This is a genomic window from Nocardia implantans (genome assembly GCF_035544775.1).
In the GTDB taxonomy this organism is placed as follows: Bacteria; Actinomycetota; Actinomycetes; order Mycobacteriales; family Mycobacteriaceae; genus Nocardia; species Nocardia implantans.
The window spans coordinates 74,402-100,291 of the sequence record NZ_JAYKYQ010000006.1; the positions used below are offsets into that span (position 1 = coordinate 74,402).

Sequence of the window (25,890 nt, forward strand, 5' to 3'; positions counted from 1 at the left end):
CCTCCAAGTGGTACGCGGCGAACCGCATGGACTGCCGGCGCCACGACACAGCGCCAGGAGAACTCGATGCCCCGAACAGTCAAGCCCCTGTCGGCATTCTGGTCTCCCGTAGGCGGTAATACCACTGTGGCGGGTGACATCACATTCCGGGGCTTCCGTTCGCCACGGGCGCGCGGGTCGCCCGATCAGCAAATATCGGGCACGGGGAGCTAGCGTGAGGTGGTGGACCTGCATGACTTGATCGCCGCGCTCCCCGACGGCGCGGTGCTCACCGATGCCGACCTGCTGGCGAGCTACCGGCAGGACTGGGCCCGCGATCCCGGCGCGGGCACCGCCCTGGCCGTGGTGCGTGCCACCCGCACCGACGACGTGGCCACGACGCTGCGCTGGGCCACCGCCCGGCGCGTCCCGGTGATTCCGCGCGGGGCCGGCTCGGGGCTGTCCGGTGGCGCGACGGCCGTCGACGGCGCGATCGTGCTGAGCACCGAGCGGATGCGGGAGATCTCCGTCGACCCGGTGACCCGCACCGCGGTGGTGCAGCCGGGCTTGCTCAACGCCGAGGTCAAGCGCGCGGTCGCGGAGCACGGGCTGTGGTATCCGCCCGACCCGTCGTCGTTCGAGATCTGCTCGATCGGCGGCAACGCCGCGACCAACGCGGGCGGCCTGTGCTGTGTGAAGTACGGGGTCACCACCGATTACGTGCTCGGCATGCAGGTCGTGCTCGCCGACGGCACGGTCGTGCGGCTCGGCGGTCCTCGTTTGAAGGACTCGGCCGGGTTGTCGCTCACCAAGCTGTTCGTCGGCAGCGAGGGCACGCTGGGCGTGATCACCGAGCTGACCCTGCGGCTGCTGCCCGCGCAACCGCCGCAGAGCACGGTCGTCGCCAGCTTCCCCACGCTCACCGCCGCCACCGACGCGATCCTGGCCATCACCGGCGAACTGCGCCCGTCCATGCTCGAGTTCATGGACTCGGTGTCGATCAACGCCGTGGAAGACGAACTGCGGATGGGATTGGACCGGAAGGCGGCCGCGCTACTGGTCGCCCGATCCGACGCCCCCGGCGAATTCGCCAGGCGCGAAGCCGAGATCATGGCGGCGGCCTGCGAGAAGGCAGGCGCGACAGAGGTTTTCCACACCGAGGACCCTTCCGAGGGCGAGGCGTTCACGGCCGCACGACGCTTGGCGATTCCCGCCGTGGAGAAGCTGGGGCCGCTGCTGCTCGAAGATGTCGGCGTGCCGCTGCCCCGGCTCGGCGACTTGGTGAGCGGCGTCGCCGAGATCGCCGAGCGCAACGCGGTGACGGTGTCGGTGATCGCGCACGCGGGCGACGGCAACACCCACCCGCTGATCGTGCACGACCCCACCGACGCCGATCACACCGCGCGAGCGCACCGCGCCTTCGGCGAGATCATGGACCTCGCCATCGCCCTCGGCGGCACCATCACCGGCGAACACGGCGTCGGCCGCTTGAAGAAGGCCTGGCTGCCCGATCAGCTGGGCCCCGATGTGATGGCCCTGACCCGCCGCATCAAGGACGCACTCGACCCCGACGGCATCCTCAACCCCGGCGCGATCCTCTGACCGCCCCGCCGGAACATTCCCTTCGCACGAGGAGTTCTACCCCGACATGACGACCAGGCTCGAACACAACGTCGACGACACCCGCTTCGAGATCTACATCGACGACACCCTCGCCGGGTACGCCGACTACGCCGAACGCGAGGACACCAAGACCCGCGACTTCCACCACACGCTGACCTTCCCCGAATTCCGAGGCCGAGGCGTTGCCGCCCAAGTCGTCGAATACGCCCTCAACGACTCCCGCGCCGCCGGTTTCTCGGTCATCCCCACCTGCTGGTACGTCGAGCAGTACATCTCCCAGCACCGCGAATACGCCGACCTGGTCAAGTAGACCTTCGACGCACCCGCGAGTGGCACACCACCGAGAGGTCTAGTCGCGTTTCGCCGCAGCCATGTGCCACTCGCGGGGTGCTCCGCAGGCTCCCGTGGGGATGGTTGGGTCAGGAGCGTTCGAGTGTGCCGTCAGCAAGGCCGGTGGTGAAGGTGTCCCACTCGTCCGGCGTGAAGATCAGTGCTGGGCCGGCCGGGTTCTTCGAGTCCCGTACACCGACGCCGCCCGTGAGAAACGCGACCTCCACACATGCTTTGTCGCCACCGCTACGGCTGCTCTTGAACCACTTCGCCTCAGAGAGGTCTGCATTCACCGTGTGTACTCCCTTGCCATCTGCCGGAGCAGATTCTTGCTCTGATCCGGATCCAGCGCCGCGCGCTCGAGCTGCCGGTAGGCGTCGACATACCGATTCACGGCGCGGAGCTTCTCCAGGTACAGATCACCTGTGAAGCTCTCAACGTAGACAACAGTAGGCTCTTTCGGTTGTCGTTTGCCGTCGCCCCCAGACTTCAAGATCACGAATGGACCGACAGCCACGCCCATGGGGAATCCAGCCGAGAAGGGAAGCACCCGAATCGTGACGTTGGGCAAACCCATGAGGTCCACAAGATGACGGAGCTGGGCGGACATGACTCGATCGTCGCCAACCAGCCCGCGTAGCACCGACTCGCGAAGGATGGCGTTCACGCTCACAGGTTTCGTTTTTCGCGTTATCAATGCTTGGCGTTTGCGCCGGAGATGTACTCGACGCTCGTGTTCCAGCGCTGTGTCATCCGGGTAGACGGCACGAATCAACCCACTCGCGTACGCGGGCGTCTGGAAGATTCCCGGCACCAGTTCCGGTTCGTACCAGGTCAGCGACCGCGCGGTGGCTTCCAGGTCGACGAACACATCGAAGTTCTCGGGAATCAGGTCGCCGAACTCGTGCCACCAGGACTTCACGCTGGCCTGTTTCGCCAGGCCGACCAACGCGTTCGTGTACTCCTCGGTGAAGTCGTAGATCTTGCACAGCGCCTCCACATCGACGGTGCGAATGCGCTCGGTCTTGCCGACTTCCATCCGTTGAACGGTGCTGACACTCCACTGCATCCGTTCACCGACATCGGCCAATGTCAATCCCGCCGCTTCACGTCCGTTCCGCAGATGCCTGCCCAGCTGACGGCGCGGGAGGGTGGAGCCACCACTTTCGGCCATGCGATTCCTGTCCACTCGGGCGGCCCTGGCTTCTCATCGCCGGGCCGATTCTCATCTCAAAATGAAAAACATGCTGGTGGAGCTGATGAGATCTCATAGTGACGTAGTTCATCGGCTTGGTCCAGTGGTTCTCTGAATGAGCGCCCGGCAGAGGGATCGCGGAAAGCGACATCCCGCAACATAGTTCGTCCTCGACCCGGCTGTGGACCGGGGACTTGCCGCAGCCTCGGGCGCACCATGAACCCCTCCGATGAAGCAGAGGTCTCGATGCGCCACATAGCGTTCGGAGACACGCCGTTGTCTCGCTGCCACTACTACCGGCAGGTATGCGGTCTACCCGCCATCGTGGACCCTCCCCAGATCGGGCGGATCGTCGTCCGCACCGGAATGGTCTGGGGCATAACCATGCCCGCCGTGCTCGGACAGCACGTGAAGGTGTGGATGCAGGACCACGGCCACGAGCTGGGGCCGATCCTGTCGCATCCGCGCTCGAATCGATGGACGTTCCTCATCCGCCCCGATCTGCCGGACGACGTGCCGCTGTTCGCCGAGATGTTCCGATTGAACGTGTCCATCATCCGTTACGGCGGCATGATCGCGCTGCCGAGCCCCGCTGACCGAGGGACCAAGTTCCGCGCGTGGATTACCAACCCGAACACGGCCTTTCGCCCATCTGGCTGCGTAGTCATCGCGGCGGTCCGCCATTGCGTGGCCGCGAAGCTCGCGCGTGGTCGGCGGGTGACCACATATGCCTGACCGCGCAGTCTCCCCCATCCCGTCCGAGCCGGATGTCCACCTGTCGGTGTTCTGGCACGGAGCCCGCATGGACTTCGTCGCCTGCGTAACGGCCGCATGCCTTTTCGTCCAGGAATGGCGCGCCCGGCACTGGCACGACGCGGTGGAAGTATCCACAGACACCACCGACGCCTACCCGAGGCTCCCATGCGAACGCCTCTACCTGGAGCCCTGACAGCACCCCACCGTCATCGCCCCGGCAAAGTCGGCGACATACGTACACGAGTGGCACACCAGCGAGAGGTGCACTCGCGTTTTGCCGCAACCATGTGCCACTCGTGGCGGCCATCCATGGTGGATGGGGACTTTCGCTGGAGTAAGTCGTCTTGCCGGGTTACGAGTCGAGCGAGCCCGCTGCGGCCAAGAGGCGGGTCACCTCTTCCGCTCGTTGTACGTAGGTCAACGCCTCGCCGACGTTCGGCTTGTGCAGCCCATGTGCGACTTGATTGCGAAGGGCCCTGAGTTCATCGAGTGGTTTGACGACACGGTCAGGAAGAACTCCCGCACCCACAAGGCTTCTGGCCTTGACGTAGATCGGCTTCGGCCGACGGTCTCCGGGCTCGAGCTGCTCGTAGAGCAGGTCTATCGCGCGTTCGACGTCCATCCACGCTTTCACAACACCCAGCTCTGGCATAGCCTGCACGATGCGGAGTAGACCGTCGTAGCCGCTGAAGTCATCGGCCGGCGTTCCCGATCGCCGCTCCGCGGTATCGCCTTCTCCGTTGGTGGATGGAGCCTCGAGCTCGTCGACATGTTCCTCCAACTGGGCCAGTCGTTCGCCGAAATCTCCCGTGACACCGAACGCCTCGATTCGGGTGAGGCGCTCGACCACGCTTCTAAGAGGTTTGCGAAGAATAACCAGCCCAACCACCACCACGACCGGCCACGACACAACAATCTCGAGAAGCTTGACCACGAGTTCCTGCCATGCCATGGGGATAGCCTACGGCTTCTACTGTGTATCTGCGCTTTTCGGTGCAGGCAGGTGAAGCACGCACGGGATGGCCCCGCTGACAGTTGGGCCGTCGAGCTTTGAGCGGGCGCGGCGATGCGATCGACAGAATGTTCGGGCGGCCTGTGCTGCTCGACGGCCTGGAGACGGCCTGAGACGCGGTTGCAGGCACGCCCGAACATCCGGCGATCTACAACAACCTCACTTGAGCAGGGCGCGGCTCATCACCAGGCGCTGGATCTGGTTGGTGCCCTCGTAGATCTGGGTGATCTTCGCGTCGCGCATCATGCGCTCCACCGGGAAGTCGGTGGTGTAGCCCGCGCCGCCGAAGAGCTGGACGGCGTTGGTGGTGACTTCCATGGCGACGTCGGAGGCGAAGCACTTGGCGGCGGCGGAGATGAAACCGAGGTTCTGCTCGCCGCGCTCGGCGCGGGCGGCCGAGGTGTACACCATGAGGCGGGCGGCCTCGATCTTCATCGCCATGTCGGCGAGCATGAACTGGGTGTTCTGGAAGTCGGCGATCGACTTGCCGAACTGCTTGCGGTCCTTGGTGTAGGCGATGGCAGCGTCCAGCGCGCCCTGGGCCAAGCCGACGGCCTGCGCGCCGATGGTGGGGCGGGTGTGGTCGAGGGTCTGCAGCGCGGTCTTGAAGCCGGTGCCCGGCTCGCCGATGATGCGGTCACCCGGCACCCGGCAGTTCTCGAAGTACAGCTCGGCGGTGGGCGAGCCCTTGATGCCCAGCTTGTGCTCGAGCGGGCCGACCACGAAGCCCTCGTCGTCCTTGTGCACCAGGAATGCCGAGATGCCGTTGGCGCCCTTCTCCGCGTCGGTCACCGCCATCACGGTGTACCAGGAGGACTTGCCGCCGTTGGTGATCCAGCACTTGGAGCCGTTGATGATCCAGTCGTCACCCTCCTGCTTGGCCCGGGTGCGCATGCTCGCCGCGTCGGAGCCCGCCTCGCGCTCGGACAGCGCGTAGGAGGCCATCTCGCCGTTGACGATGTCCGGCAGCACCTTCTGCTTCAGCTCCTCGGAGCCGTTCAGGATCAGGCCCATGGTGCCGAGCTTGTTGACCGCCGGGATCAGCGAGGACGAACCGCAGACGCGCGCGACCTCTTCGATCACGATGCAGGTGGCCACCGAGTCGGCGCCCTGACCCCCGTAGGCCTCGGGCACGTGCACGGCGTTGAAGCCGGAGGCGTTGAGCGCGGTCAGCGCCTCCTGCGGGAAGCGGGAGTTGCCGTCGACGTCCTTGGCGTGCGGGGCGATCTCCTTCTCCGCGAGGGCGCGGATCGCTTCGCGCAGCTCATCGTGGAAATCCTCGAGCTTGAACAGGTCGAAATCGGGGTTTCCCGCCATCGGGCTTCACTCCTGATCGTCGGTGGTCGGCGCCGCTTTCCGTGGAACAAAAGCAGCAAATCGGCACTCAGTGCCACATATGAGTCGAGTATACCCCCATGGGGGCCGATCAAGTGGGCCAATGAGGTGGCACTCAGTGTCAGATAGGTCGCACTCCGGGCCGGATCACAGCGAACCGAGCTTGCGGACCAGCAGGTCGGCGATCTGCCTGGGCGGAACGTCGCGCGGGAACACCGCGACGACCAGTTCGTCGGCGTCCGCGGCGCGCCCGGCTCCGCGCGGGATGGCGGCCAGCTCCATGCGCAGGTCCGCCGCACCCGCGTCCGACTCGCCGCGCACCATCCGGCGCAGCAGATAGTTGTGTGTCGCCGTCACAGCGGCGGTGAACTGCACCCGCGCCAGATCCGGGGCATCGGGCAGCCGCTCGCGCAGGTAGTCGGTGAACAGCCGTTCGTAGCGGAACACGGTGACGATCTCGCGCTCCCGCAGCGCGGCCACCCGCCGGACCACCTGATAGCGCCGCGCCGCTATCTCCCGCCACTGCGTGAACCGCTCGAAGACCTGCACCACCGCCGAGCACACCGCCTCCCACGGGTCCTCGCGCGAGGCGGCCAGGAACTCCGCGGCCTGCGCCAGCTGCGACTCGTGGTCGGCGAAGATCACGTCCTCTTTCGACCGGAACTGCCGGAAGAACGTGCGCCGCGAGATGCCCGCCGCTTCCGCGATCTCGTCGACGGTCGTCGCCTCGTACCCCTTCTCGGCGAACAACCGCAGCGCCTGATCCACCACCGTGAGCCGAAAATGCGCGGTGTCGTCGCCTCCCCGCATCCGAGCGATATCCCCTGTAGTCACGACCTCACACCGTAGTCAGCGGGCCGAGAGCGCGAGTCCCCACACCGGGAGCTTTCGCCGTATCGGCAGGCGAGGGTGCCGAGTCGCGCCGTGGATTCGATTGCGCCGCGGGAAGATAGGCACTACATGCCCGAACCATCTCGAAGGCAGTGCAGGTCAACTCGCGAGGGTACCGACATGGCCCGGCGCCGCTGATCCGTGCGTCCCGCGCAGTCCTCTCGCGCCACCTGCCGCACGGCGCGCACGCAGCCCCCCGACCAGGCACAACGACAGCCCGAGCAGGAGCCAGGCCAGCAGGACGAGAACAGCGTGGGTGGCGCCGCGGCCGTCGAAGAACGCGGTGGACCGCAACAACCACCCACCGGCACCGGGCGGCAACATCCGGCCGAGCGCGCCGGACCAGCCGGGCAGCATCTCGGGCGCGGTGGCGGTACCGGAGAGAGGGTTGCCGATGAGCATCATGACGACGGCGCCGATCCCGATCCCGGCGTATCCGAGCAGCGCCTCGAGCCCGAGAACGGTCGAAGCGATGGCCGCGATGGACAAGCCGACGGCGCCGGCGTTGGCGAGGTAGGAACCGCTCACCGACCCGAGCCAGAACTGCAGGATCGCGGCCACGGCCAGGCCGCCCGTGGTCGCGAAGGCCAGCGCTCCGACAACCCTGCGGAACGTGCCGCGAACAAGCCTGGTCAGCAGCACCGCGGCCAACAGACCACCCATGACCAAAGGCAAGGCGCCTGCGGCCAGACCGGCTCCTCGCGGATCACCGGCAGGCAGGGCGGCGAGGTCGCGGACCGTCGCGCCGGGACTCCCTGCCCGAGCCAGGCCACCGGCCACCCCCTGCAAGGTCTGGGCGACCGCCGGACTGGCGGCCGAGGCGACGATCACCTGCGCACCGCCGGAGCCGAGGTCGATCGCCCCGTAGACCCGCCGGTCGCGGACGAGTTGTTCGGCAGCCGTGGTGTCGGCGACTTCGGTGATCACGAAGCCGCCCGGCAGCTGTCGATCGAGCGCGGCGCGGACCTGCGCGACCGCGGCGCTGGGACCCGCGACAGCGATCGGCACATCGTGGACCGACGACCGCACCGACGGCCAGGCGAAAGCGGCGAGCAACACGCTGACGATCGCCGTGAGCAGGAGCACCGCTCCGGCCACCGTGGGCCATCGTGACGGAAGGGAATCGGCGGCGAGCAGCGCCCGCGTGGTCATGTCTTCTCCTCGAGCAGGTGAGCCGGATTCAGTGCAGGGTGAGTGGGGTCTCGGCATCGACGTGGGTGAGTTTCTGCGGGTTGCGCACGTAGTAGAGGCCGGTGATACGGGTGTCCTCGACGCGCATCGCGAGAACGCCGTCCAGTTCGCCGTTCATATGCAGAGCCAGCGCGGGGCCGCCGTTGACCGTGGTCACCTCGACGGTGAGCGCGACATCGTTTCTGGTGAGTCCGCCGACGATGAAACGGGCCACCTTGTCGGCGCCGGTGACGGGGTGCGGTGTGGCCTGCTTGATACCGCCGCCGTCGCTGATGGCGACGACGTCGGGGGCCAGAATGTCCAGCAAGCCTTGCAGGTCGCGCGTCTCCAGCGCACGCCGGAACGCCTCGGCCGCCGCCTCGACCTGGCGCGCCGTCACCGACCGGCGTGGACGGCGCGCTTCGACGTGACGGCGGGCCCGGTGGGCGATCTGGTGAACCGCGCCGGGCGTCTTGTCGACCGCCGCCGCGATCTCCTCGTAGTCGAACCCGAACGCTTCACGTAGCACGAACACCGCCCGCTCGGTGGGGCTCAGTGTCTCGAGCACGAGCATCAGCGCCATCGACACGCTTTCGGCGAGTTCGACGTCCGCGGCCACGTCGGGTGTGGTGAGCAGCGGCTCCGGCAGCCAAGGGCCCACGTACGCCTCCCTGCGGCGCTGCACCGAGCGCAGCCGGTTGAGCGCCTGCCTCGTGGTGATCCGGACCAGGTAGGCGCGCGGCTCGGTGACGTGCGCCGCGTCGACTCCGACCCAACGCAACCAGGTCTCCTGCAAGACGTCGTCGGCGTCGGCCACCGAGCCGAGCATCTCGTAGGCGACGGTGAACAGCAGGTTGCGGTGGGCGAGGAACGTTTCGGTCGCCACGGCGGTGGCGTGCTCGCCGCTGTCGCGGCGTTTCGACTCCGGATCGGCCGACTGTTGCCCACCGGCTCCACTGGCTGCTTCCATGAGGTCCTCTTCTGTTGGTAATTCGATCCGGCTCATCGGAAGGTCGATACACAGCCCCGGCGCACGTCACCGCTCGCGGCGGATCGCCGAGGTCGCACGGGCGCGGCGGCAAGGGACGACGCCGCAGCACCCTCCCCGGTCGAGGTAGTTCGACCGGCGACCTCTTGTAGCGCTGTTACACAACCTGCTCGGCGGCGGCCTGCGCACCGCCACGCTGGGCCTGCAACAACTGCGGCCGGTGCTTGCCGTCCTTGGGCCAGTGGTGCGAGCCGGGCTTGCGCGCTTCGTTCGCCAAGTGCTTCACGCTGGAGAGGCAGGCGAACTCCTTGAGTTTCTTGCCCGCCAGACCGCTGAAGTACAGCGGCATCGCGGTGTCGTCCTTGCGGCCGAGCTGGAAAATTCCGGCGCCCCGGCCGAAGCTGATGCACATCGCGGGGAAGGACAGATCGATCGGCTCCGGATGCTCACCCGCGATCCGATTCAGCACCGTGTCGGCGGCATGCGCGCCGAGGCAACCCGCGGCATAGGCGCTCATCCGGAACGGCAGGTCCGACGGCGCCGCCGCATCACCGGCCGCCACGATGCGCTCATCGTCGACGCTGGTCAACGTCTCATCGGTGAGCAGCCGCCCCGCGGTGTCCGTGCTCAGCCCGCTGCGGGCGGCCAGATCCGGCACACCGAACCCGGCGGTCCAGATGGTGACCCGACTCGCCAACCCACGGCCGTCACCGAGTTCCACGGCATCGCTCGTCACCGCCGCCACCGCCGCATCCGGACCCTCCAGCACGGTGACCCCCAGCCCGGCAAGGTACTTGCGAGCCTTGCGCCGCGCCTTCGGGTGCAGGTACGGACCGACGACACCGCCACACACCAACGTGACGGCGCGCCCCCGCTCGGCCAGCTCCGCGGCGGTCTCGATGCCGCTCGGGCCGCCACCGACGACCGTCACCGGAGCTGTCATCGGCGTGTCGAAGAGCACCGACCGCAGCCGCTGCGCCGCCTCCAAAGTGGCGACCGGGTAGGCGAACTCGGCCGCGCCCGGCACTCGCGGCCCCGCGCTGCCGCTGCCTACCGCGTACACCAAGTAGTCGTAGCGAAGGCTGCCACCGTCGGCCAGCGTCACACTGCGCTCGGCCGCGTCGATCCGCGTCACGCTGTCCGCAACCAGCCGAACGCCCTCGGCCAGCACGTCCTGATAGTCGACGACCGCATCGTGGGTGCCGCCCACCAACTGATGCAACCGCAGCCGTGGGACGAAGACCTGGCGCGGATTGACGACGGTCACCCGCACGTCGTCACGCTGCGTCAGGCGATTGGCCGCCATCACCCCGGCATACCCGCCGCCGATCACGACCACATCGATGTTCTCGCTCATGGGTGTCTCCTTCGCTCCGAGAGGCTCGAGCACAAGACACCGCATCCCCGACCATCCTGACACGATGTGACGCAGATCACTGAACTATGGCCGCTGGGCGGCGCGCACCGTATCCGCACACGACAGCGCGCAGCCGCCGCATGGCCATTCGATTTCCGAGACGCCAAGCGCGCCGAGCCAGGAGCCATCGACGCAGACGTCGCAGCTCGCGCGATGCGCCGGATCAAGGACTATCTGATGCGACACCCAGGCGAGCAGACCATTCAGGTGGCCCCTGAGCATCCAGGGGATGACGCCTTGGTGTTGCCCCGGCAGGCCGTCAGCATGTTGGCCTTCATCCTGGCGCAAGCAGCAGAGGGTCGCGGTGTCACCGTGGTGCCCTCGCACGCCGAACTCACCACGCAGCAGGCGGCAGACATGCTGAACGTGTCGCGGCCTTACGTCGTGACGCTGCTGGAGACAGGCGAGATCCCCTTCCGCCTGGTGGGTCGCCATCGCCGGATCCGATACGACGACTTGAAGCAGTACCAGCAGCGAGCCGAGGTCAAGAGCCGAGCCGCGATGGACGAATTGGCGGAACTCGGCCAAGACCTCGGCATCTGACCATGGCCGCAGGTCGACTTCGTCGCGCTACAACGCGGCTTCCAGCTCGGCGCGATGCTCGGTGACCCATCGCTGTGCGGCGCGAATGCGTGCGGGCACGCCGTTCGCGCTGAGGCGCACCATGGCGGGTTCGCCGGCAACGGAGGCGATTTCGATGCCGCGCGCGCAGCGCTGCTGCCACCACAGGATCGTGTCGACGAGTTCGGCGCGTTCGTCGGTTCCGTAGGCGTCGCACATGAGGCGCAGCAGCGCGGCGGTCCTGGCAAGATCGCGGACGCCGGGACCCAGATCGAGAAACTGCCAGCAGGCATGCGCGAGATCGTGGATGCGGCGACCGGGGGCGGCGAGGTCCCAGTCCAGGAATGCCACGGGCCGGATGCCATCGCGGTACACCGTGTTCCGGGGCGAGAGGTCGTTGTGACACACCACCTCCGCAGCCCCGGCGAGGTCGGCACCCGCGGTCAGATCGTGAAACTCGCGGATCAGCTCCGCTACCTGAGACAAGGCCGCGTAGGAGCCGGTCGACGGCGAGCGGAGTCCATCGAGCGGCACCTGCCCGTCGAGGTAGGTGAGGATTTCGCGCCCTCGCTCGTCCGTACCCAGGAAGCGAGGTGCGCCCGCCCAGCCGGATTGCTCGAACCATGCGAGCAGTCCGTGCACGAAATCCGCGCGCGCGGCCGGGCGGCGGCGAACGGTGTCGCCGACCCGCACCACGACGTTGACCGAACCCCCAGGTAAGGGGACCTCGGGCACCGCTCAGCCCAGGAGTTTGGTGCGCAGCGCGTCGTCCTTTTCCAGGACCATCTGCTCGAGCCCGGCTTGGAACTGTTCCATGCGGGTGCGCAGGGAAGGGTCGTGGGCGGCGAGGATGCGGGCGGCGAGCAGGCCCGCGTTGCGGGCGCCGCCGATGGAGACGGTGGCGACCGGAACGCCTGCGGGCATCTGGACGATGGACAGCAGCGAATCCATGCCGTCGAGGTACTTCAGCGGCACCGGCACGCCGATCACCGGCAGCGGAGTCGCGGAGGCGACCATGCCCGGCAGGTGCGCCGCGCCGCCCGCGCCCGCGATGATGACCTTCAACCCGCGCCCCGCCGCCGAACGCGCGTAGTCGAGCATCCGCTGCGGGGTGCGGTGCGCCGAGACGACGCCGACCTCGAACCGGATCCCGAACTCGGCCAGCGCCTCCGCGGCGGCCTCCATGGTCGGCCAGTCCGAGTCGCTGCCCATGATCAGGCCGACCGCGGGGGCGATGGCCAGTTCCTCACTCATGCGGATCCCATCCGTCGGTCCAGATCGCGTGCGACATCCAGTGCGCCGCCCGCTCGGCCTTCTCCCTGACCTCGGCCACGTCGTCGCCGAGGATGTTGACGTGCCCGATCTTGCGATCCTGGCGCTCGCCCTTGCCGTACAGGTGCACCTTCGCCTCCGGAATCCTGGCGAACAGGTGGTGCAGCCGCTCGTCCATCGACATCTCCGGGGCCTGCGGCGCGCCGAGGATGTTCGCCATCACGGTCACCGGCGCCAGCGGCGCGGTGTCGCCGAGCGGGTAGTCCAGCACGGCGCGCAAATGCTGCTCGAACTGCCCGGTGCGGGCGCCGTCCATGCCCCAGTGCCCGGAGTTGTGCGGGCGCATGGCCAGCTCGTTCACCAGCAGCTCCCCCTCGGCGGTTTCGAACAGCTCCACCGCCATGACACCGACGACGCCGAGTTCCCCGGCGAGATTCAACGCCATGGTCTCCGCCGCGGCGGCCGTGTCCTCCGGCAGGCCGGGCGCGGGCGCGATGACGACCGCGCACTGCCCCTTGCGCTGCACGGTCTCCACCACCGGCCAGGTCGCCGCCTGCCCGAACGGCGAACGGGCCACCATCGCCGAGAGCTCTCGTTTCAGCTCGACCTTCGTCTCGGCCAGCAACCGGACGCCGTAGGCGAGCTGATCGGTGGCGATCGCCGCGGCCTCCTCGGCGGACTCGGGCATCCAGACGCCGCGCCCGTCGTAACCGCCGCGCACCGCCTTCAGCACGATCCGCCAACCGTGCTCGTCGCCGAAGCGCACCGCGTCATCGACCGAGGCCACCGGCGTGAAGGCGGGCACGGGCAGCCCGAGTTCGCTCAGTTTCACCCGCATCGCCAGCTTGTCCTGCGCGTAGACCAGCGCCTGCGGCGGCGGCTGCACGTTGACGCCTTCCGCGACCAGCGCCTCGAGGTGCTCGGTCGGCACGTGCTCGTGGTCGAAGGTCAGCGCGTGCGAGCCGACCGCCGCTTTACGCAGCGCGGTCAGATCGGTGTGGCTGCCGAGCACCACCTCCGGGCTGACCTGGGCGGCCGGGTCGTCGGGGTTCTCGGCGAGCACGCGCAGCCGCTGGCCGAGCGCGATCGCCGCCTGGTGGGTCATGCGCGCCAGCTGGCCGCCGCCGATCATGGTGACGGTGGGCATGGCCGATGGATCGAAGGAACGTGCGCTCACGTCGGACAATATTGTCATGTCCGGCGCAAATGACAGCGACCGGTACACTCCGGTCTTGTGTCATTCGTCGACGACGTGGTCAGCGTCCTCCCCCAGCCGCTGCAAGATATCGCGTACCGGCAGCGGGAATTGATCAAGTTCGCGATCGTCGGCGCGACCACGTTCGTGATCGACAGCGGCATCTTCTACGTACTCAAGTGGACGGTGCTCGCGGAGAAACCGGTCACGGCCAAGATCATTTCCGGTGTCATCGCCGTGATCGCGTCCTACATTCTGAACCGGGAATGGTCGTTCAAGAATCGCGGCGGGCGGGAACGTCATCACGAAGCGCTGCTGTTCTTCGTCGTCAGCGGCGTCGGCGTCGTTCTCGCCTTCACCCCGCTGTGGATTTCCAGCTACGTCTTCGACCTGCGCCAGCCCAACGTGAGCTTCACGGTCGAGAACATCGCCGACTTCATCAGCGCGTTCATCATCGGCAATCTGCTGCAGATGGCGTTCCGTTTCTGGGCGATGCGCCGCTGGGTCTTCCCGGACGAAATGAGCGAACTGGAAGCGGAATTCGTCGACCTCGTGGAAGAGGAACTCGGCCGCGGCTGAGTCACCGCGGCTCGGGCGCCACCGAGCTGGCCGGACGGGCCTTCGAACCGAGGAACACCGCGAACAGCGCGGGCCTGCGCCGCTGCAATTCCAGCCGCCCGCCGTCCGCCTCGACCAGCGCCCGCGCCAGCGCCAGCCCGACACCGGTGGAACCGCCCGCGGAGAAACCCCGGTCGAAGATGTGCGGGGCCAGCTCGTCGCGCACCCCGTGCCCCTCGTCGGCAACCTCGACGCACACCAGCGGCTCGCGATCGGCTCCTGGCCGCACCGAACGCACCGACACCGTGCACGTGCCACCGCCGTGCATGAGCGCGTTGTCCACCAGCACCGCCACCGCCTCGCGCAGGCGCGAACCCGTGATCGGGGCGCGCAACGACTCGTCGCCGGTGAGCGTGAGCGTGCGGCCCGCCTCGGTGAACGGGTGCTTCCATTCGGCCACGACGCCGCGCAGCTCGTCCATCACCGGAACCGGATCGCGGTCGGCCGCGTCCTCGTCGCGGGAGGCGCGGACCAGGTCGTCGATCGCGTCGGTGAGCCGGTCGACCTGGGCCATCGCCTCCTCGGCCTCGTGCACCACCTCCGGGTCGGCGTGCGCGGACAACTCGTCCAGGCGCAACCGCACGGCGGTCAACCTGCTGCGCAGCTGATGGGAGACGTCCGCCACCAACGCGTGTTCGCGTTGGAGTCGTCCGGCGATCTCCACCGTCGCCGAGTCGAGCACGTCGGAGACGCGATCCAGTTCGGAGATGCCGTGCCTGCGCGGGTCGGGCCGGAAATCGCCCATGGCCAGCCGCGCCGCGCGCGCGGCGACGTCCCGGAGCGGATCGGCCACCCGCCGGGCGGTGACCACCGCGACCGACACCGCCGCGCCGAGCGAGGCGAGCACCGCCAGCGCGACCACCGCGACCGCTTGACGCTGCATGGCGTGCATCGGTGCGGATGGCACCTCCAGGCGCAGCGACGCGGACTTGCCCATCGACAGCGACTCGACCAGCGGGTCGGACACCTGGGCGACACCGATGTCGCGACGCACCGCGTTGTCCTGCCGCGAGGGATAGACGATGGTGAGCCGGCCGTTCTCGGGCACCAGCGGCGCCACCGACCGGACATCCAGCTCGCCGGAGACGGTGCCGTCGCGTTCCTGCGCGATGATCTCGGCGGCGATCCGGTCCAGCCGGTTCTGCAGGTCGTTGCGCGTGATGTCCTCCACCCACAACCACGCCGTGTAGATGAGCGGCACGCCGAGCACCACCGTGGTGAGGGTCAGCACGGTGAGCATGGAACGCAGGATGCGGCGGCGCACGTCAGTCGGTGTTCAGCCGGAATCCGACACCGCGGACGGTGACGATGCGCCGTTCGGCCATGGGGCCCTCGTCCCCGATCTTGCGGCGCAACCAGGACATGTGCATGTCCAACGTCTTGGAACCGCGCAACTCCGCGTCGCCCCAGACCTCGCGCAGGATGGTCTCGCGCGGCACCACCTGACCTGCCCGGTCGATCAGCACCTTGAGCAGCTCGTATTCCTTGTTCGCCAAGCCGATTTCGACCCCGTTGACCAGGACGCGCCGGGCGGCAGGCTCCAGCCGGATACCGCCCACCTCCACCGTGTCGTCGCCGATCCCGCTGCGCCGCAACAGCGCTCGCACCCGGGCGAGCAGCTCGGCGAGGCGGAACGGCTTGCCCACGTAGTCGTCGGCGCCCGCGTCCAGCCCCACGACGAAATCCACCTCGTCGGTGCGCGCGGTGAGCATCAGCACGGCCAGATCGGCGCCGCGGGCGCGCACCTGACGGCACACCTCCAGCCCGTCCATGCCGGGCAGACCGAGATCGAGAATGAGCAGGTCGTGCCCGCCTTCCAGGGCCCGCTGCAGCACCGCGGGGCCGAAACTCTCGACGGTCACCGAGTAGCCCTCGCGGCCGAGCGCGCGCGACAACGGGGCCGCGATGGCGTCGTCGTCCTCGGCCAGCAGTACAGCGGTCATACGCCCAGGTTACGGGCTCACCGGTAGCTGCGGCGGTCGTCCCAGCGCTCGTCGCGCCCGTCCCGGTGGCGTTCGACCTCGAACACTTGGTGGTACAGCAGCGAATGCACCTGCTGGACCGAGGGGATGTCGTCGTATTCCAGCGGCTCCGACGAGGACGACTCGATGATCAAGGTCCCGGTGCCGAGCAGCCGATCGAAAAGCCCGTGCCGGAACTGCACGCTGGAGATCCGGCTCATCGGGATGTCGATGCCGCTGTGGGTGAGCACGCCCTGACGCACCAGCACCCGCCGGTCGGTGACGATGAAATGCGTCGACTTCCAGCTGATAATCGGTACGGCGCAACGCCATAGCAGAATCGCCACATACACCACGAGCACCGTGATGAGCAGCGCCGAGCCGGTGGTGCCGGTGGCCTTCTGCGAAATGAGTCCCCCTGCGAAACCCGCGAGAGCGGTGGCCACGATGAGTGTCACGATCGGCCAGAAGAGCATCTTCCAATGCGGGTGGCGATGCAGCAGCAACCGTTCGTCGGGCGCCAGCACATCCTCGGGATAACCCATGTCAGGAACACTACCGCGTCGAGATGCCGGAACGGCTGACACCGCAGCGCGTCATGCTGCACAATCAGCACCCTGCGTGTGACGATTCCGCGCAGTGGCTCTCTGTATCGCGCAACGCCCGGCTCACCATCATCGCCGATTCCGACCGTGGAGGAACGCGTGACCAAAGACCTGACCCCGCTGCAGATCCTGGCCGAACTCGAACCCGTCGCCGAAGCGAACGTCCACCGGCACCTGTCCATGGCGAAAGACTGGAATCCGCACGACTACGTGCCGTGGAGCGAGGGCCGCAACTTCGCCGCCCTCGGCGGCGAGGACTGGGCGCCGGAGCAATCGCGTCTCGGCGAGGTCGCCAGGGTCGCCATGATCACCAACCTGCTCACCGAGGACAACCTGCCCTCCTACCACCGCGAGATCGCCGAGAACTTCTCCCAGGACGGCGCATGGGGCACCTGGGTCGATCGCTGGACCGCCGAGGAGAACCGCCACGGCATCGCCATGCGGGACTACCTGGTCGTCACCCGCGCCGTGGACCCGGTCGCCCTGGAAGACGCTCGGATGGTGCACATGAGCAACGGCGTCCAGTCGCCGGACGGGTGGGGCGGATTCCTGGCGAGCGTCGCCTACGTCACCTTCCAGGAACTGGCCACCCGTGTCTCGCACCGCAATACCGGCAAGGCGTGTGAGGACGCCGTGGCCGATCGCCTGCTCCAGCGCATCGCCGCAGACGAGAACCTGCACATGATCTTCTATCGCTCGGTGTGCGGCGCGGCGCTGGACCTGGTCCCCGATCAGGCCATGCCCGCGATCACCAAGATCGTGACGAACTTCCTGATGCCAGGCGCCGGGATGCCCAATTTCCGCCGCTACGGCGTGCTGATGGCCAAGCACGGCATCTACGACCTGCGCCAGCACCTGGACGAGGTCCTCGAACCGGTGCTCAAGCAGTGGAACGTCTTCGAACGCGCGGATTTCGGGCCGCGCGGCGAGCAAGCGCGCGACGAACTGGGCGAGTTCCTGGAGAAACTGGGCAAGAACGTGATCAAGTTCGAGGAGCAGCGCGATCGCGCGCTCGCCAGGGACGCCGCTCGCGGCGCCGTCCAGCCCGTCTGAGACCGCGGCCGATCAGGGCGGCGGATGTCCTCAGTACTGGGCGCGCAGATGCGTCACGTCGCCCGCCGACACCGCTTCGCCGCCGATGATCAGGCGGCCGTAGTCGTCGACGCCCTCGGCGATGCCGGTGAGCATCCGGCCGCCGGGCAGTTCGGCGCGGACCTCCGTGCCGATCGTGGCGCAGCGCTCGCGGTAGGCGGCGGCCAGTTCGTCGGTCGCCCAGTCCGCGTCGCGCCAAGCGGTGAAGCGCTGTGCGAACTCGGTCAGCAGAGACCGCACGAGCACCGTGCGATCGGTCTGCCGCGCGCCCGCGACGGTCAGCGACGTCGCGTGCGGCACCGGCAGTTCTTCCCGGGTCAGACTCACATTGAGCCCCAGCCCGATCACGACGGCGGGCGCGCCGCCCCCGCTCGCGGCGACCTCGGCCAGGATGCCCGCCACCTTGCGGCCGTCGATCAGCACGTCGTTGGGCCACTTGAGCTCCGCGGCCACGCCCGCCGTGGTCCGCAGCGCGTCGACCACGGCGACGCCGGTGAGCAGCGCCAGCCAGGCCAGCGAGGCGGGGCCGATCCCGGGCAGACGCACGAGTATCGACATCGCCAGCTGCGCCCGCGGCGGGCTCACCCAGGCACGCGCGTGCCTGCCACGCCCCCGCACTTGGGTTTCCGCCAGCAGAACCACGCGGTCGGCGGCCGGATCGGCCGCCAGCGCGATCAGATCCGCGTTCGTGGACCCGGTCGACTCCACCACGTCGATCCGCGAGAAGAACGACAGTTCGGGCGAGTCGACGGCACTGCGCCGCAACTGCTCTGCATCCAACGGTGGCCTCTGCACACCGGCAGGCTACTCGCCGCGCGGCGGCTATCCGGCGAGGTCGTATCCGGAGACGACCGGGTCGCGGGCAGCCATGCCCGCGCCGTCGTCCTCCCGCTCGCCTTCCCCGGTCTCCGTCCAGCGCTCCGGCTCGCCGTACTTCGCGGCCGTCTCGGTGGTCCGCGTCCACGCCGCCGCGGCGGCGTATTCGGCGAACGTTCTACCCCATTCCCACATGACGCGCTCCTCCCCTGAGCCCGGAATCGTTCCCTCAGGGTAGCCGGGCCCAACCGGCGGGCGATACTCATTTTCCGCCTCGCCAACCCTGCTACCGACCAGGAAGTTTGCCTCCGAAATCTGATCTAGCTGCGGTTTTCTACTCGTCGGTAGCCCCACTCTGGGTTACAGACACGCACTGGCACTGGTTACACTCCGAAGCCATGACGAGTGTCCAGCAGCAGCCCGCATCAGGTCCCGCGGGTTCCCCCGATATCCACACCACCGCTGGGAAGCTGGCTGACCTGCGGAATCGGCTGGAAGAGGCCAAGCACCCGATGGGCGAGGCCGCGGTCGACAAGGTGCACGCGAAGGGCAAGATGACCGCCCGCGAGCGCATCCTCGCCCTGCTGGACGAAGGCTCGTTCGTCGAACTCGACGCCTTGGCCCGCCACCGCAGCGTGAACTTCGGCCTGGAGAACAACCGCCCGCTCGGCGACGGCGTTGTGACCGGTTACGGCACCATCGACGGCCGCGACGTCTGCATCTTCAGCCAGGACGTCACCGTGTTCGGCGGCAGCCTCGGCGAGGTCTACGGCGAGAAGATCGTCAAGGTCATGGACCTGGCCCTGAAGACGGGCCGTCCGCTGATCGGCATCAACGAGGGCGCGGGCGCGCGCATCCAGGAGGGCGTGGTCTCCCTCGGCCTCTACGGCGAGATCTTCCACCGCAACATCCAGGCCTCCGGAGTAATCCCGCAGATCTCGCTGATCATGGGCCCCGCCGCCGGCGGCCACGTGTACTCCCCCGCGCTGACCGACTTCGTCGTGATGGTCGACGGCAGCAGCCAGATGTTCGTGACCGGCCCCGACGTCATCAAGACGGTCACCGGCGAGGACGTCACCATGGAGGACCTCGGCGGCGCGCACACGCACATGACCAAGTCCGGCGTGGCGCACTACGTCGCCTCCGGCGAGCAGGACGCCCTGGACTATGTCAAGGACCTGCTGTCCTACCTGCCCAGCAACAACCGGGCCGAGGCCCCGCGGTTCCCGGCCACCGATCCGATCGATGGCGCGATCGAGGACTCGCTCACCGAAGAAGACCTCGAGCTGGACACGATCATCCCGGACTCGCCGAACCAGCCCTACGACATGCATGAGGTGATCCGTCGCCTGCTCGACGACGACGAGTTCCTCGAGGTGCAGGCCGAGCGCGCGATGAACATCATCGTCGGCTTCGGCCGGATCGACGGGCGCAGCGTCGGCATCGTGGCCAACCAGCCCACCCAGTTCGCCGGCTGCCTCGACATCGACGCCTCGGAGAAGGCCGCGCGCTTCGTGCGCACCTGCGACGCGTTCAACATCCCGATCATCACCCTGGTCGACGTGCCGGGCTTCCTGCCCGGCACCGGACAGGAATACAACGGCATCATCCGCCGCGGCGCGAAGCTGCTGTACGCCTACGGTGAGGCCACTGTGGGCAAAATCACGATCATCACCCGCAAGGCCTACGGCGGCGCCTACGACGTCATGGGTTCCAAGCACATGGGCGCCGACGTGAACCTCGCCTGGCCGACCGCGCAGATCGCCGTCATGGGCGCTTCCGGCGCCGTGGGCTTCGTCTACCGCAAGCAGCTGCAGCAGGCCGCCAAGGACGGCGCGGACGTCGATGCGCTGCGGCTCGAGCTCCAGAACGAGTACGAGGACACGCTCGTGAACCCGTACGTCGCCGCCGAGCGCGGCTACGTGGACGCGGTCATTCCGCCCTCGCACACCCGCGGCCAGATCGTCTCCGCGCTGCGGCTGCTCGAGCGCAAGATGGTGACTCTGCCGCCGAAGAAACACGGCAACATCCCGCTGTGATCGAGCGATACCCTCGATAAGCCGCGCGCAAAGGGTGGCATCGGCCTCGGTAACACTTACGCTGGCGTGTACCGGCTTGTTGCAGAGAAGCAATGAGTGCCTCCGAGGACGATTGCTTCATCCATAACTTGTCGGAAAACGGGAACAGCCTGATCAGTTCCGCTGATAGAGGCGAAGAGAGGACCTGGCACTGTGACGACCGTGGCAGAAGAAGATGTGTTGAGCGCCGTCGAACTGGATCTCACAGTCGACCCGATCGCGGACGAGGCCGGGTCGGCCGGCTCGAACGCGGCAGCGCAATCCACCGAGGCCACCCCGGAGCCGTTCTTCCGTGTCGTGAAGGGCTCGCCGACCGACGAGGAACTCGCCGCGCTGGTGTGCGTGCTTTCCGCCGTCGCGAACAGCGCGGCGCCGGCCGGTCCGACCGGCCCGCCGGACCTGTGGGGTCACCCGACGCTGCTGCATCGCGGCGCTTCCCCGTTCTCCCCGTACTCCTTCCCGCAGTTGTCCCACCTGCGCGGGTGACGCGGCTGATCCTGGCCTCCGCGTCACCGGCCCGCCGGGAGGTGCTCCGCTCGGCGGGCATCGACCCGATCGTCCGGGTCTCCGCCGTGGACGAGGACGCGGTCGCCGCGGCCCTTCCCGCCGGCACCCCTCCGCAGGGCGTCGTGGTGGAGCTTGCGCGCGCCAAAGCGGCGGCCGTCGCCGCAGCGATCCCGGAGTTCGCCGACGATTGCGTTGTGGTGGCCTGTGATTCCATGCTGCTCGTGGACGGCGAGTTGCAGGGGAAGCCGCACACCCCCGAGGTCGCTCGCGCGCGCTGGGGCGACATGGCGGGGCGCAGCGCGGATCTGGTCACCGGCCACTGCGTGGTGCGGATGCGCGAGGGCGGGATCATCGCCGAGGCGGTCGACTGCAGCAGCACCACCGTGCATTTCGCCAAGCCGGAGCCGGACGAGCTGGACGCCTACATCGCCACCGGCGAGCCGCTCGAGGTGGCGGGCGCGTTCACCCTCGACGGACTCGGCGGCTGGTTCGTCGATCGCATCGATGGCGACCCGTCCAGCGTCATCGGCATCGGGCTACCACTGCTGCGCCGATTGCTTGGCGATGTTGGGATCGGCGTTACGCAGTTGTGGGGCCATACGGCCTGACGGCGTGGTCAACGCCTCGGCGTCACCGCCGGGGGGCACCTTCGCCGTCTCCTGGGCCTCCGCGCGCTGCGCCGCGATGAGTTCCAGCCGGGCCACGCACAGCTCGGGCTCGACGAACGGATGCATCCGCACGTCGATCCCCTGCGCGCCGCCTCGGCGCAGCACGTCTTCGAGCAGCCCCAGGTGCACGCCGCAGACCACGTCGGAATGCGTCCGCGCGAGTTCGCGCAGCGGACACGCCGTCATCCGGATCAGCACCTTCCCCTCGTGCTCCGGGGAAGTGTCGCGCTCGGGCGCGAAACCCAGTTCCGACATCAACGTCATCGTGAGGTCCTTGGCGTCCTCCAGCGACTCGACCCGATGGTCACCGACGTCGAGTCTGCTGCCCCAAGCGCGGCCCGCCGCATTCGCCGCCTCCGCTCTGCGCCGGGGATCGGGGCCGAGCTGGTCGGCGAGCACCTGCGCCAAGTCCTGGTAGCCGACTGATCGCTGCACCGCGCTGTATCCGATGCGCGGTCGCCCGCGGCCACGCGGCGGCTGCTGGAACTGCCGGACGAGGGATTCCCTGGTGAGCACGTCGAGATGGAAGCGGACCGTGGTGACGTGCTGTCCGGTGATTCTGGCCAGTTCCTGGGCGTCGAGAGGCTCGCTGGCGCCACGTAGGATCGCGAGCAGTCGCCGCCGCGGCCAAGAATCGGACATAGCTCACCCCTCCTCCCGGGAGACTTTATCGGATGTAGGTGCCCTTTATTCGGCCCTCATCCGATTTGTGATCTGAAACGAGAGTCACTGTCGCCCCACAACTACCCTCGTTGTGAGACCTCGAACCGCCGCCACCGCCGTCCACCCATGCGTGAAGGACCCAACACCGTGCCCGTCGCTCCGGACCCTCATCCCTCACTCCGTTCCTACGCACACCCTCACCGACTAGTAACCACGGAGTGGCTGTCGGCAAACATAGGCGCGCGGGGACTCAAGATCATCGAGGCCAACGAGGACACGCTGCTCTACGACATCGGGCACGTTCCGGGCGCCACCAAACTGGATTGGCGAAGCGATCTGAACGATCCGGTCACGCGCGACTATATCGACGGAACGCGCTTCACCGAACTGATGCGCGCGAAAGGCATCAATCGTGACGACACGGTTGTGATCTACGGCGACCGGGGCAACACCCAGGCGGCGCACGCGGCCTGGGTGTTCACCCTGTTCGGACACGAAGACGTGCGCCTGCTCGACGGCGGCCGCGCGGCGTGGATCTCCGAGGGACGCGACACGACGTTCGAGCCCGACTACCCGGTGCGCAGCGACTATCCGGCCGTACGCCGCGACGACGGCACCTTTCGCGCCTTCCGCGAGGACGTGCTCGCCCACCTCGGCAAACCGGTGCTCGACGTACGCTCCGCCGAGGAGTACTCCGGCGCGCCCGCGCTGGGACCGGCCGATCCGGAAGGCGCGGCATTGCGCGGCGGCCACATCCCGAGCGCGTCGAACATTCCGTGGTCGGAGGCGCTCACCGCCGACGGGCGTTTCCGCTCCCGCACCGAACTCGAGGACGTCTACCGCGCGTTGACCGGTGCGGACGAGGTGATCGTCTACAGTCGAGTCGGCGCGCGATCCGGTCACAGCTGGTTCGTCCTGACCTACCTGCTCGGACGGCGCGGCGTACGCAACTACGACGGGTCGTGGACCGAGTGGGGGAACTCGGTGCGCATGCCGATCGCCACGGGCGGCGAACCCGGCGAAGTCCCCGCGCGCGCCGGGTCGCGACGCACGCGGAGCAGGTAGCCGGGGTGTCTCCCAAACACAGGACGCGTACGTTGTGATCCGCGACCTACTGTTCAGTAGGGCTAGCCGAGTTCGGCGACTGTTGGCAGACTGCCTACACTCGCCCGAGACGTAAGTTTGTCGATTACGGGAGCGGAGCCTGCGCAGCGACCCCACCCCCCGGCGAAGCGACCAGAAGAATGCACACAGGAGGCTCAGTGCCCAGCCATGCCAGCGCGCGGATCACAAAGGTACTCGTAGCTAACCGAGGCGAGATCGCCGTGCGCGTGATCCGGGCGGCCAAGGACGCCGGTATCGGCAGCGTCGCCGTTTACGCCGAGCCGGATGCCGATGCCCCGTTCGTCAAGCTCGCCGACGAGGCCTTCGCCCTCGGCGGGCAGACCTCGGCCGAGTCGTACCTGGTCTTCGACAAGATCCTCGACGCAGCGGCCAAGTCCGGCGCCGACGCCATCCACCCCGGCTACGGCTTCCTGTCGGAGAACGCCGACTTCGCCCAGGCCGTCATCGACGCAGGGCTGATCTGGATCGGCCCCTCGCCCCAATCCATCCGCGACCTGGGCGACAAGGTCACCGCCCGGCACATCGCCGAGCGCGCGAAGGCGCCGATGGCCGCGGGCACCAAGGACCCGGTCAAGGACGCGAGCGAGGTCGTCGAGTTCGCGAAGACCTACGGCGTGCCGGTCGCCATCAAGGCGGCGTTCGGCGGCGGTGGCCGCGGCATGAAGGTCGCGCACTCCATCGAGGAGATCCCCGAGCTCTACGACTCGGCCGTGCGCGAGGCGACCGCCGCCTTCGGTCGCGGCGAGTGCTTCGTCGAGCAGTACCTGGACAAGGCCCGCCACGTCGAGGCGCAGGTCATCGCCGACAAGCACGGCAACGTCATCGTCGCGGGCACCCGCGACTGCTCGCTGCAGCGGCGCTTCCAGAAGCTGGTCGAGGAGGCCCCGGCGCCGTTCCTGTCCGACGAAGTGCGCGCGAAGATCCACGCCTCGGCCAAGGCCATTTGCAAGGAAGCCGGTTACTACGGCGCGGGCACCGTCGAGTACCTGGTGCAGGGCGAGACCGTCTCCTTCCTCGAGGTGAACACCCGGCTGCAGGTCGAGCACCCGGTCACCGAGGAGACCGCGGGGATCGACCTGGTGCGCCAGCAGTTCCGCATCGCCAACGGCGAGAAGCTGGAGATCACCGAGGACCCGACGCCGCGCGGCCACGCCTTCGAGTTCCGCATCAACGGCGAGGACGCCGGCCGCAACTTCCTGCCCGCCCCCGGCCCGGTTACCGTGTACAAGGAGCCCGCCGGCCCCGGTGTCCGCGTGGACTCCGGCGTGGTGGCCGGCAGCGTGATCGGCGGGCAGTTCGACTCGATGCTGGCCAAGCTGATCGTCACCGGCGAGAACCGCACGCAGGCGCTGGAGCGGGCGCGGCGCGCGCTGGCCGAGTTCGAGGTCGACGGTCTGGCCACGGTCATCCCGTTCCACCGGGCGATCGTCGAGGATCCGGCGTTCATCGGTGACGGCGAGAAGTTCGACGTCTACACCAAGTGGATCGAAACCGAGTGGGTCAACACCATCGAGCCCTTCACCGGCTCGGGCGCCCCGGCCGACGAGGACGAGGAGGCGCCGCGGCAGAAGGTGGTCGTCGAGGTCGGCGGCCGCCGGGTCGAGGTGTCGCTGCCGGGCAACTTCACCGTCGGCGCGGGAGCGGCCGGAGCCGCGGGCAACGGCGCGGGCGTGATCCGCAAGAAGCCCAAGCCGCGCAAGCGTGGCGGCGCGGGTGGCGGCGCGGCCTCCGGTGACGCGGTCACCGCTCCGATGCAGGGCACCGTCGTCAAGGTCGCCGTCGAAGAGGGCCAGTCGGTCGAGGCGGGCGATCTGATCGTGGTGCTCGAGGCCATGAAGATGGAGAATCCGGTCAACGCGCACAAGGCGGGTGTGGTCACCGGCCTGTCCGTGGAGGCGGGCGCGGCGATCACCCAGGGCACCGTTCTGGCGGAGATCAAGTAGTACCCGGCGCAGGCCGGGACACGGGCGGGGGGGGGCCCCCCGGCCCCCCCCCCCCACGATTGTTAAGACGCCGGGCCCCCCCCCTCAACC

General features: G+C 68.2%; 28 protein-coding genes and 1 pseudogene. 12 read left to right on the plus strand and 17 right to left on the minus strand.

Features of this window, described 5'->3' with window-relative positions; all coding sequences use genetic code 11:
- Positions 1 to 222 precede the first annotated feature (222 nt).
- Both U3653_RS15850 and U3653_RS15855 read left to right on the plus strand, forming a co-directional pair.
- On the plus strand, positions 223 to 1,581 hold the full coding sequence (locus U3653_RS15850; protein ID WP_195080557.1) for an FAD-binding oxidoreductase: 1,359 nt from the start codon (positions 223 to 225) through the stop codon (positions 1,579 to 1,581).
- 31 nt (positions 1,582 to 1,612) lie between these two features.
- A pseudogene (locus U3653_RS15855) lies at positions 1,613 to 1,912 on the plus strand (GNAT family N-acetyltransferase); the annotation flags it as partial.
- Positions 1,913 to 2,021: 109 nt separating this feature from the next.
- Here U3653_RS15855 and U3653_RS15860 read toward each other — a convergent pair.
- Together U3653_RS15860 and U3653_RS15865 are read right to left on the minus strand one after the other, a co-directional pair.
- Positions 2,022 to 2,225: a DUF397 domain-containing protein gene (locus tag U3653_RS15860; protein ID WP_195080555.1), complete on the minus strand. Its 204-nt coding sequence runs from the start codon at positions 2,223 to 2,225 to the stop codon at positions 2,022 to 2,024.
- Entirely contained in the window at positions 2,222 to 3,106 is an 885-nt protein-coding gene (locus U3653_RS15865; protein ID WP_195080554.1) for a helix-turn-helix domain-containing protein, read from the minus strand. The genes U3653_RS15860 and U3653_RS15865 overlap by 4 nt, the downstream gene beginning before the upstream one ends.
- Positions 3,107 to 3,343: 237 nt before the next feature.
- Between U3653_RS15865 and U3653_RS15870 the strand changes: the two genes are divergently transcribed.
- Both U3653_RS15870 and U3653_RS15875 read left to right on the plus strand, forming a co-directional pair.
- Complete coding sequence (locus U3653_RS15870) at positions 3,344 to 3,862, plus strand: DNA-directed RNA polymerase subunit beta (RefSeq protein ID WP_323123969.1); 519 nt, start codon at positions 3,344 to 3,346, stop codon at positions 3,860 to 3,862.
- Positions 3,855 to 4,076 (plus strand): hypothetical protein, encoded by a 222-nt coding sequence (locus tag U3653_RS15875; RefSeq protein ID WP_195080553.1) that lies wholly within the window; start codon positions 3,855 to 3,857, stop codon positions 4,074 to 4,076. The genes U3653_RS15870 and U3653_RS15875 overlap by 8 nt, the downstream gene beginning before the upstream one ends.
- A gap of 159 nt (positions 4,077 to 4,235) precedes the next feature.
- Here the strand turns inward: U3653_RS15875 and U3653_RS15880 are convergent, their stop codons facing one another.
- The 6 genes from U3653_RS15880 to U3653_RS15905 form a co-directional block, all read right to left on the minus strand.
- Positions 4,236 to 4,835, minus strand: coding sequence for a hypothetical protein (locus U3653_RS15880; RefSeq protein WP_195080552.1), 600 nt, complete (start codon positions 4,833 to 4,835; stop codon positions 4,236 to 4,238).
- 219 nt (positions 4,836 to 5,054) lie between these two features.
- Complete coding sequence (locus U3653_RS15885; RefSeq protein WP_195080551.1) at positions 5,055 to 6,212, minus strand: acyl-CoA dehydrogenase; 1,158 nt, start codon at positions 6,210 to 6,212, stop codon at positions 5,055 to 5,057.
- Between the two features lie 165 nt (positions 6,213 to 6,377).
- A complete protein-coding gene (locus U3653_RS15890; RefSeq protein ID WP_195080646.1) occupies positions 6,378 to 7,040 on the minus strand; it encodes a TetR family transcriptional regulator in 663 nt (220 codons plus the stop codon).
- Positions 7,041 to 7,220: 180 nt separating this feature from the next.
- Positions 7,221 to 8,273, minus strand: a complete 1,053-nt coding sequence (locus U3653_RS15895) for a hypothetical protein (RefSeq protein WP_323123970.1) — start codon at positions 8,271 to 8,273, stop codon at positions 7,221 to 7,223.
- A 28-nt stretch (positions 8,274 to 8,301) separates the two neighbouring features.
- Complete coding sequence (locus tag U3653_RS15900) at positions 8,302 to 9,261, minus strand: RNA polymerase sigma-70 factor (protein ID WP_195080550.1); 960 nt, start codon at positions 9,259 to 9,261, stop codon at positions 8,302 to 8,304.
- 175 nt (positions 9,262 to 9,436) lie between these two features.
- Positions 9,437 to 10,636 (minus strand): NAD(P)/FAD-dependent oxidoreductase, encoded by a 1,200-nt coding sequence (locus U3653_RS15905; protein WP_195080549.1) that lies wholly within the window; start codon positions 10,634 to 10,636, stop codon positions 9,437 to 9,439.
- Between the two features lie 237 nt (positions 10,637 to 10,873).
- On the opposite strand from U3653_RS15905, the gene U3653_RS15910 reads away from it, so the two are divergent.
- On the plus strand, positions 10,874 to 11,239 hold the full coding sequence (locus tag U3653_RS15910) for a helix-turn-helix domain-containing protein (RefSeq protein WP_323123971.1): 366 nt from the start codon (positions 10,874 to 10,876) through the stop codon (positions 11,237 to 11,239).
- 27 nt (positions 11,240 to 11,266) lie between these two features.
- Here the strand turns inward: U3653_RS15910 and U3653_RS15915 are convergent, their stop codons facing one another.
- From U3653_RS15915 to U3653_RS15925, 3 genes are read right to left on the minus strand one after another with little or no spacing between them, the layout of a single operon-like run.
- Positions 11,267 to 11,992, minus strand: a complete 726-nt coding sequence (locus U3653_RS15915; protein ID WP_195080548.1) for a phosphotransferase — start codon at positions 11,990 to 11,992, stop codon at positions 11,267 to 11,269.
- Between the two features lie 3 nt (positions 11,993 to 11,995).
- The gene (purE, locus tag U3653_RS15920; RefSeq protein WP_195045335.1) at positions 11,996 to 12,511 is read right to left on the minus strand and encodes a 5-(carboxyamino)imidazole ribonucleotide mutase; all 516 of its coding nucleotides are present in this window, start codon (positions 12,509 to 12,511) and stop codon (positions 11,996 to 11,998) included.
- Complete coding sequence (locus U3653_RS15925) at positions 12,504 to 13,724, minus strand: 5-(carboxyamino)imidazole ribonucleotide synthase (RefSeq protein ID WP_397070742.1); 1,221 nt, start codon at positions 13,722 to 13,724, stop codon at positions 12,504 to 12,506. The genes purE and U3653_RS15925 overlap by 8 nt, the downstream gene beginning before the upstream one ends.
- Positions 13,725 to 13,763: 39 nt before the next feature.
- Between U3653_RS15925 and U3653_RS15930 the strand changes: the two genes are divergently transcribed.
- Positions 13,764 to 14,303 (plus strand): GtrA family protein, encoded by a 540-nt coding sequence (locus U3653_RS15930; protein ID WP_067803340.1) that lies wholly within the window; start codon positions 13,764 to 13,766, stop codon positions 14,301 to 14,303.
- 1 nt (position 14,304) lies between these two features.
- Here U3653_RS15930 and U3653_RS15935 read toward each other — a convergent pair whose 3' ends face one another.
- The 3 genes from U3653_RS15935 to U3653_RS15945 are packed head-to-tail and all read right to left on the minus strand — an operon-like array spanning position 14,305 to position 16,848.
- Positions 14,305 to 15,606, minus strand: a complete 1,302-nt coding sequence (locus U3653_RS15935) for a sensor histidine kinase (protein WP_195080547.1) — start codon at positions 15,604 to 15,606, stop codon at positions 14,305 to 14,307.
- A gap of 1 nt (position 15,607) precedes the next feature.
- On the minus strand, positions 15,608 to 16,285 hold the full coding sequence (locus tag U3653_RS15940; RefSeq protein WP_039796233.1) for a response regulator transcription factor: 678 nt from the start codon (positions 16,283 to 16,285) through the stop codon (positions 15,608 to 15,610).
- Between the two features lie 17 nt (positions 16,286 to 16,302).
- Entirely contained in the window at positions 16,303 to 16,848 is a 546-nt protein-coding gene (locus U3653_RS15945; protein ID WP_195080546.1) for a PH domain-containing protein, read from the minus strand.
- 159 nt (positions 16,849 to 17,007) lie between these two features.
- Here U3653_RS15945 and U3653_RS15950 point away from each other — a divergent pair, with 159 nt between their 5' ends.
- Entirely contained in the window at positions 17,008 to 17,961 is a 954-nt protein-coding gene (locus tag U3653_RS15950; RefSeq protein WP_195080545.1) for an acyl-ACP desaturase, read from the plus strand.
- A gap of 30 nt (positions 17,962 to 17,991) precedes the next feature.
- Here the strand turns inward: U3653_RS15950 and U3653_RS15955 are convergent, their stop codons facing one another.
- Both U3653_RS15955 and U3653_RS15960 read right to left on the minus strand, forming a co-directional pair.
- A complete protein-coding gene (locus tag U3653_RS15955) occupies positions 17,992 to 18,795 on the minus strand; it encodes a biotin--[acetyl-CoA-carboxylase] ligase (protein WP_323123972.1) in 804 nt (267 codons plus the stop codon).
- A gap of 27 nt (positions 18,796 to 18,822) precedes the next feature.
- Positions 18,823 to 19,011, minus strand: a complete 189-nt coding sequence (locus U3653_RS15960; protein ID WP_195080544.1) for a hypothetical protein — start codon at positions 19,009 to 19,011, stop codon at positions 18,823 to 18,825.
- Between the two features lie 203 nt (positions 19,012 to 19,214).
- Between U3653_RS15960 and U3653_RS15965 the strand changes: the two genes are divergently transcribed.
- The 3 genes from U3653_RS15965 to U3653_RS15975 all read left to right on the plus strand — a co-directional run bounded on the left by U3653_RS15965 (position 19,215) and on the right by U3653_RS15975 (position 22,009).
- Positions 19,215 to 20,855: an acyl-CoA carboxylase subunit beta gene (locus tag U3653_RS15965; protein WP_195080543.1), complete on the plus strand. Its 1,641-nt coding sequence runs from the start codon at positions 19,215 to 19,217 to the stop codon at positions 20,853 to 20,855.
- Positions 20,856 to 21,056: 201 nt separating this feature from the next.
- The gene (locus tag U3653_RS15970) at positions 21,057 to 21,380 is read left to right on the plus strand and encodes an acyl-CoA carboxylase subunit epsilon (protein ID WP_323123973.1); all 324 of its coding nucleotides are present in this window, start codon (positions 21,057 to 21,059) and stop codon (positions 21,378 to 21,380) included.
- The gene (locus tag U3653_RS15975; RefSeq protein WP_195080541.1) at positions 21,377 to 22,009 is read left to right on the plus strand and encodes a nucleoside triphosphate pyrophosphatase; all 633 of its coding nucleotides are present in this window, start codon (positions 21,377 to 21,379) and stop codon (positions 22,007 to 22,009) included. The genes U3653_RS15970 and U3653_RS15975 overlap by 4 nt, the downstream gene beginning before the upstream one ends.
- Here U3653_RS15975 and U3653_RS15980 read toward each other — a convergent pair.
- Positions 21,938 to 22,711, minus strand: coding sequence for a helix-turn-helix transcriptional regulator (locus tag U3653_RS15980; RefSeq protein WP_195080540.1), 774 nt, complete (start codon positions 22,709 to 22,711; stop codon positions 21,938 to 21,940). The two genes, U3653_RS15975 and U3653_RS15980, sit on opposite strands and share 72 nt — an antisense overlap.
- A 168-nt stretch (positions 22,712 to 22,879) precedes the next feature.
- Between U3653_RS15980 and U3653_RS15985 the strand changes: the two genes are divergently transcribed.
- Both U3653_RS15985 and U3653_RS15990 read left to right on the plus strand, forming a co-directional pair.
- Complete coding sequence (locus U3653_RS15985; protein ID WP_195080642.1) at positions 22,880 to 23,797, plus strand: sulfurtransferase; 918 nt, start codon at positions 22,880 to 22,882, stop codon at positions 23,795 to 23,797.
- Positions 23,798 to 23,994: 197 nt separating this feature from the next.
- Positions 23,995 to 25,800, plus strand: coding sequence for an acetyl/propionyl/methylcrotonyl-CoA carboxylase subunit alpha (locus tag U3653_RS15990; protein ID WP_195080539.1), 1,806 nt, complete (start codon positions 23,995 to 23,997; stop codon positions 25,798 to 25,800).
- The last annotated feature ends 90 nt before the right edge of the window (positions 25,801 to 25,890 follow it).

Excerpts from the sequence above, each read along its gene's own strand:
- U3653_RS15890 (WP_195080646.1), bottom strand. The coding sequence starts at position 7,040 with ATGCGGGGAGGCGACGACACCGCGCATTTTCGGCTCACGGTGGTGGAT.
- U3653_RS15940 (WP_039796233.1), bottom strand. The coding sequence starts at position 16,285 with ATGACCGCTGTACTGCTGGCCGAGGACGACGACGCCATCGCGGCCCCG.
- U3653_RS15905 (WP_195080549.1), bottom strand. The coding sequence starts at position 10,636 with ATGAGCGAGAACATCGATGTGGTCGTGATCGGCGGCGGGTATGCCGGG.
- U3653_RS15880 (WP_195080552.1), bottom strand. The coding sequence starts at position 4,835 with ATGGCATGGCAGGAACTCGTGGTCAAGCTTCTCGAGATTGTTGTGTCG.
- U3653_RS15900 (WP_195080550.1), bottom strand. The coding sequence starts at position 9,261 with ATGGAAGCAGCCAGTGGAGCCGGTGGGCAACAGTCGGCCGATCCGGAG.
- U3653_RS15865 (WP_195080554.1), bottom strand. The coding sequence starts at position 3,106 with ATGGCCGAAAGTGGTGGCTCCACCCTCCCGCGCCGTCAGCTGGGCAGG.
- U3653_RS15875 (WP_195080553.1), top strand. The coding sequence starts at position 3,855 with ATGCCTGACCGCGCAGTCTCCCCCATCCCGTCCGAGCCGGATGTCCAC.
- U3653_RS15895 (WP_323123970.1), bottom strand. The coding sequence starts at position 8,273 with ATGACCACGCGGGCGCTGCTCGCCGCCGATTCCCTTCCGTCACGATGG.
- U3653_RS15945 (WP_195080546.1), bottom strand. The coding sequence starts at position 16,848 with ATGGGTTATCCCGAGGATGTGCTGGCGCCCGACGAACGGTTGCTGCTG.
- U3653_RS15885 (WP_195080551.1), bottom strand. The coding sequence starts at position 6,212 with ATGGCGGGAAACCCCGATTTCGACCTGTTCAAGCTCGAGGATTTCCAC.
- U3653_RS15925 (WP_397070742.1), bottom strand. The coding sequence starts at position 13,724 with ATGACAATATTGTCCGACGTGAGCGCACGTTCCTTCGATCCATCGGCC.
- U3653_RS15960 (WP_195080544.1), bottom strand. The coding sequence starts at position 19,011 with ATGTGGGAATGGGGTAGAACGTTCGCCGAATACGCCGCCGCGGCGGCG.
- U3653_RS15965 (WP_195080543.1), top strand. The coding sequence starts at position 19,215 with ATGACGAGTGTCCAGCAGCAGCCCGCATCAGGTCCCGCGGGTTCCCCC.
- U3653_RS15980 (WP_195080540.1), bottom strand. The coding sequence starts at position 22,711 with ATGTCCGATTCTTGGCCGCGGCGGCGACTGCTCGCGATCCTACGTGGC.
- U3653_RS15870 (WP_323123969.1), top strand. The coding sequence starts at position 3,344 with ATGAACCCCTCCGATGAAGCAGAGGTCTCGATGCGCCACATAGCGTTC.
- U3653_RS15910 (WP_323123971.1), top strand. The coding sequence starts at position 10,874 with ATGCGACACCCAGGCGAGCAGACCATTCAGGTGGCCCCTGAGCATCCA.
- purE (WP_195045335.1), bottom strand. The coding sequence starts at position 12,511 with ATGAGTGAGGAACTGGCCATCGCCCCCGCGGTCGGCCTGATCATGGGC.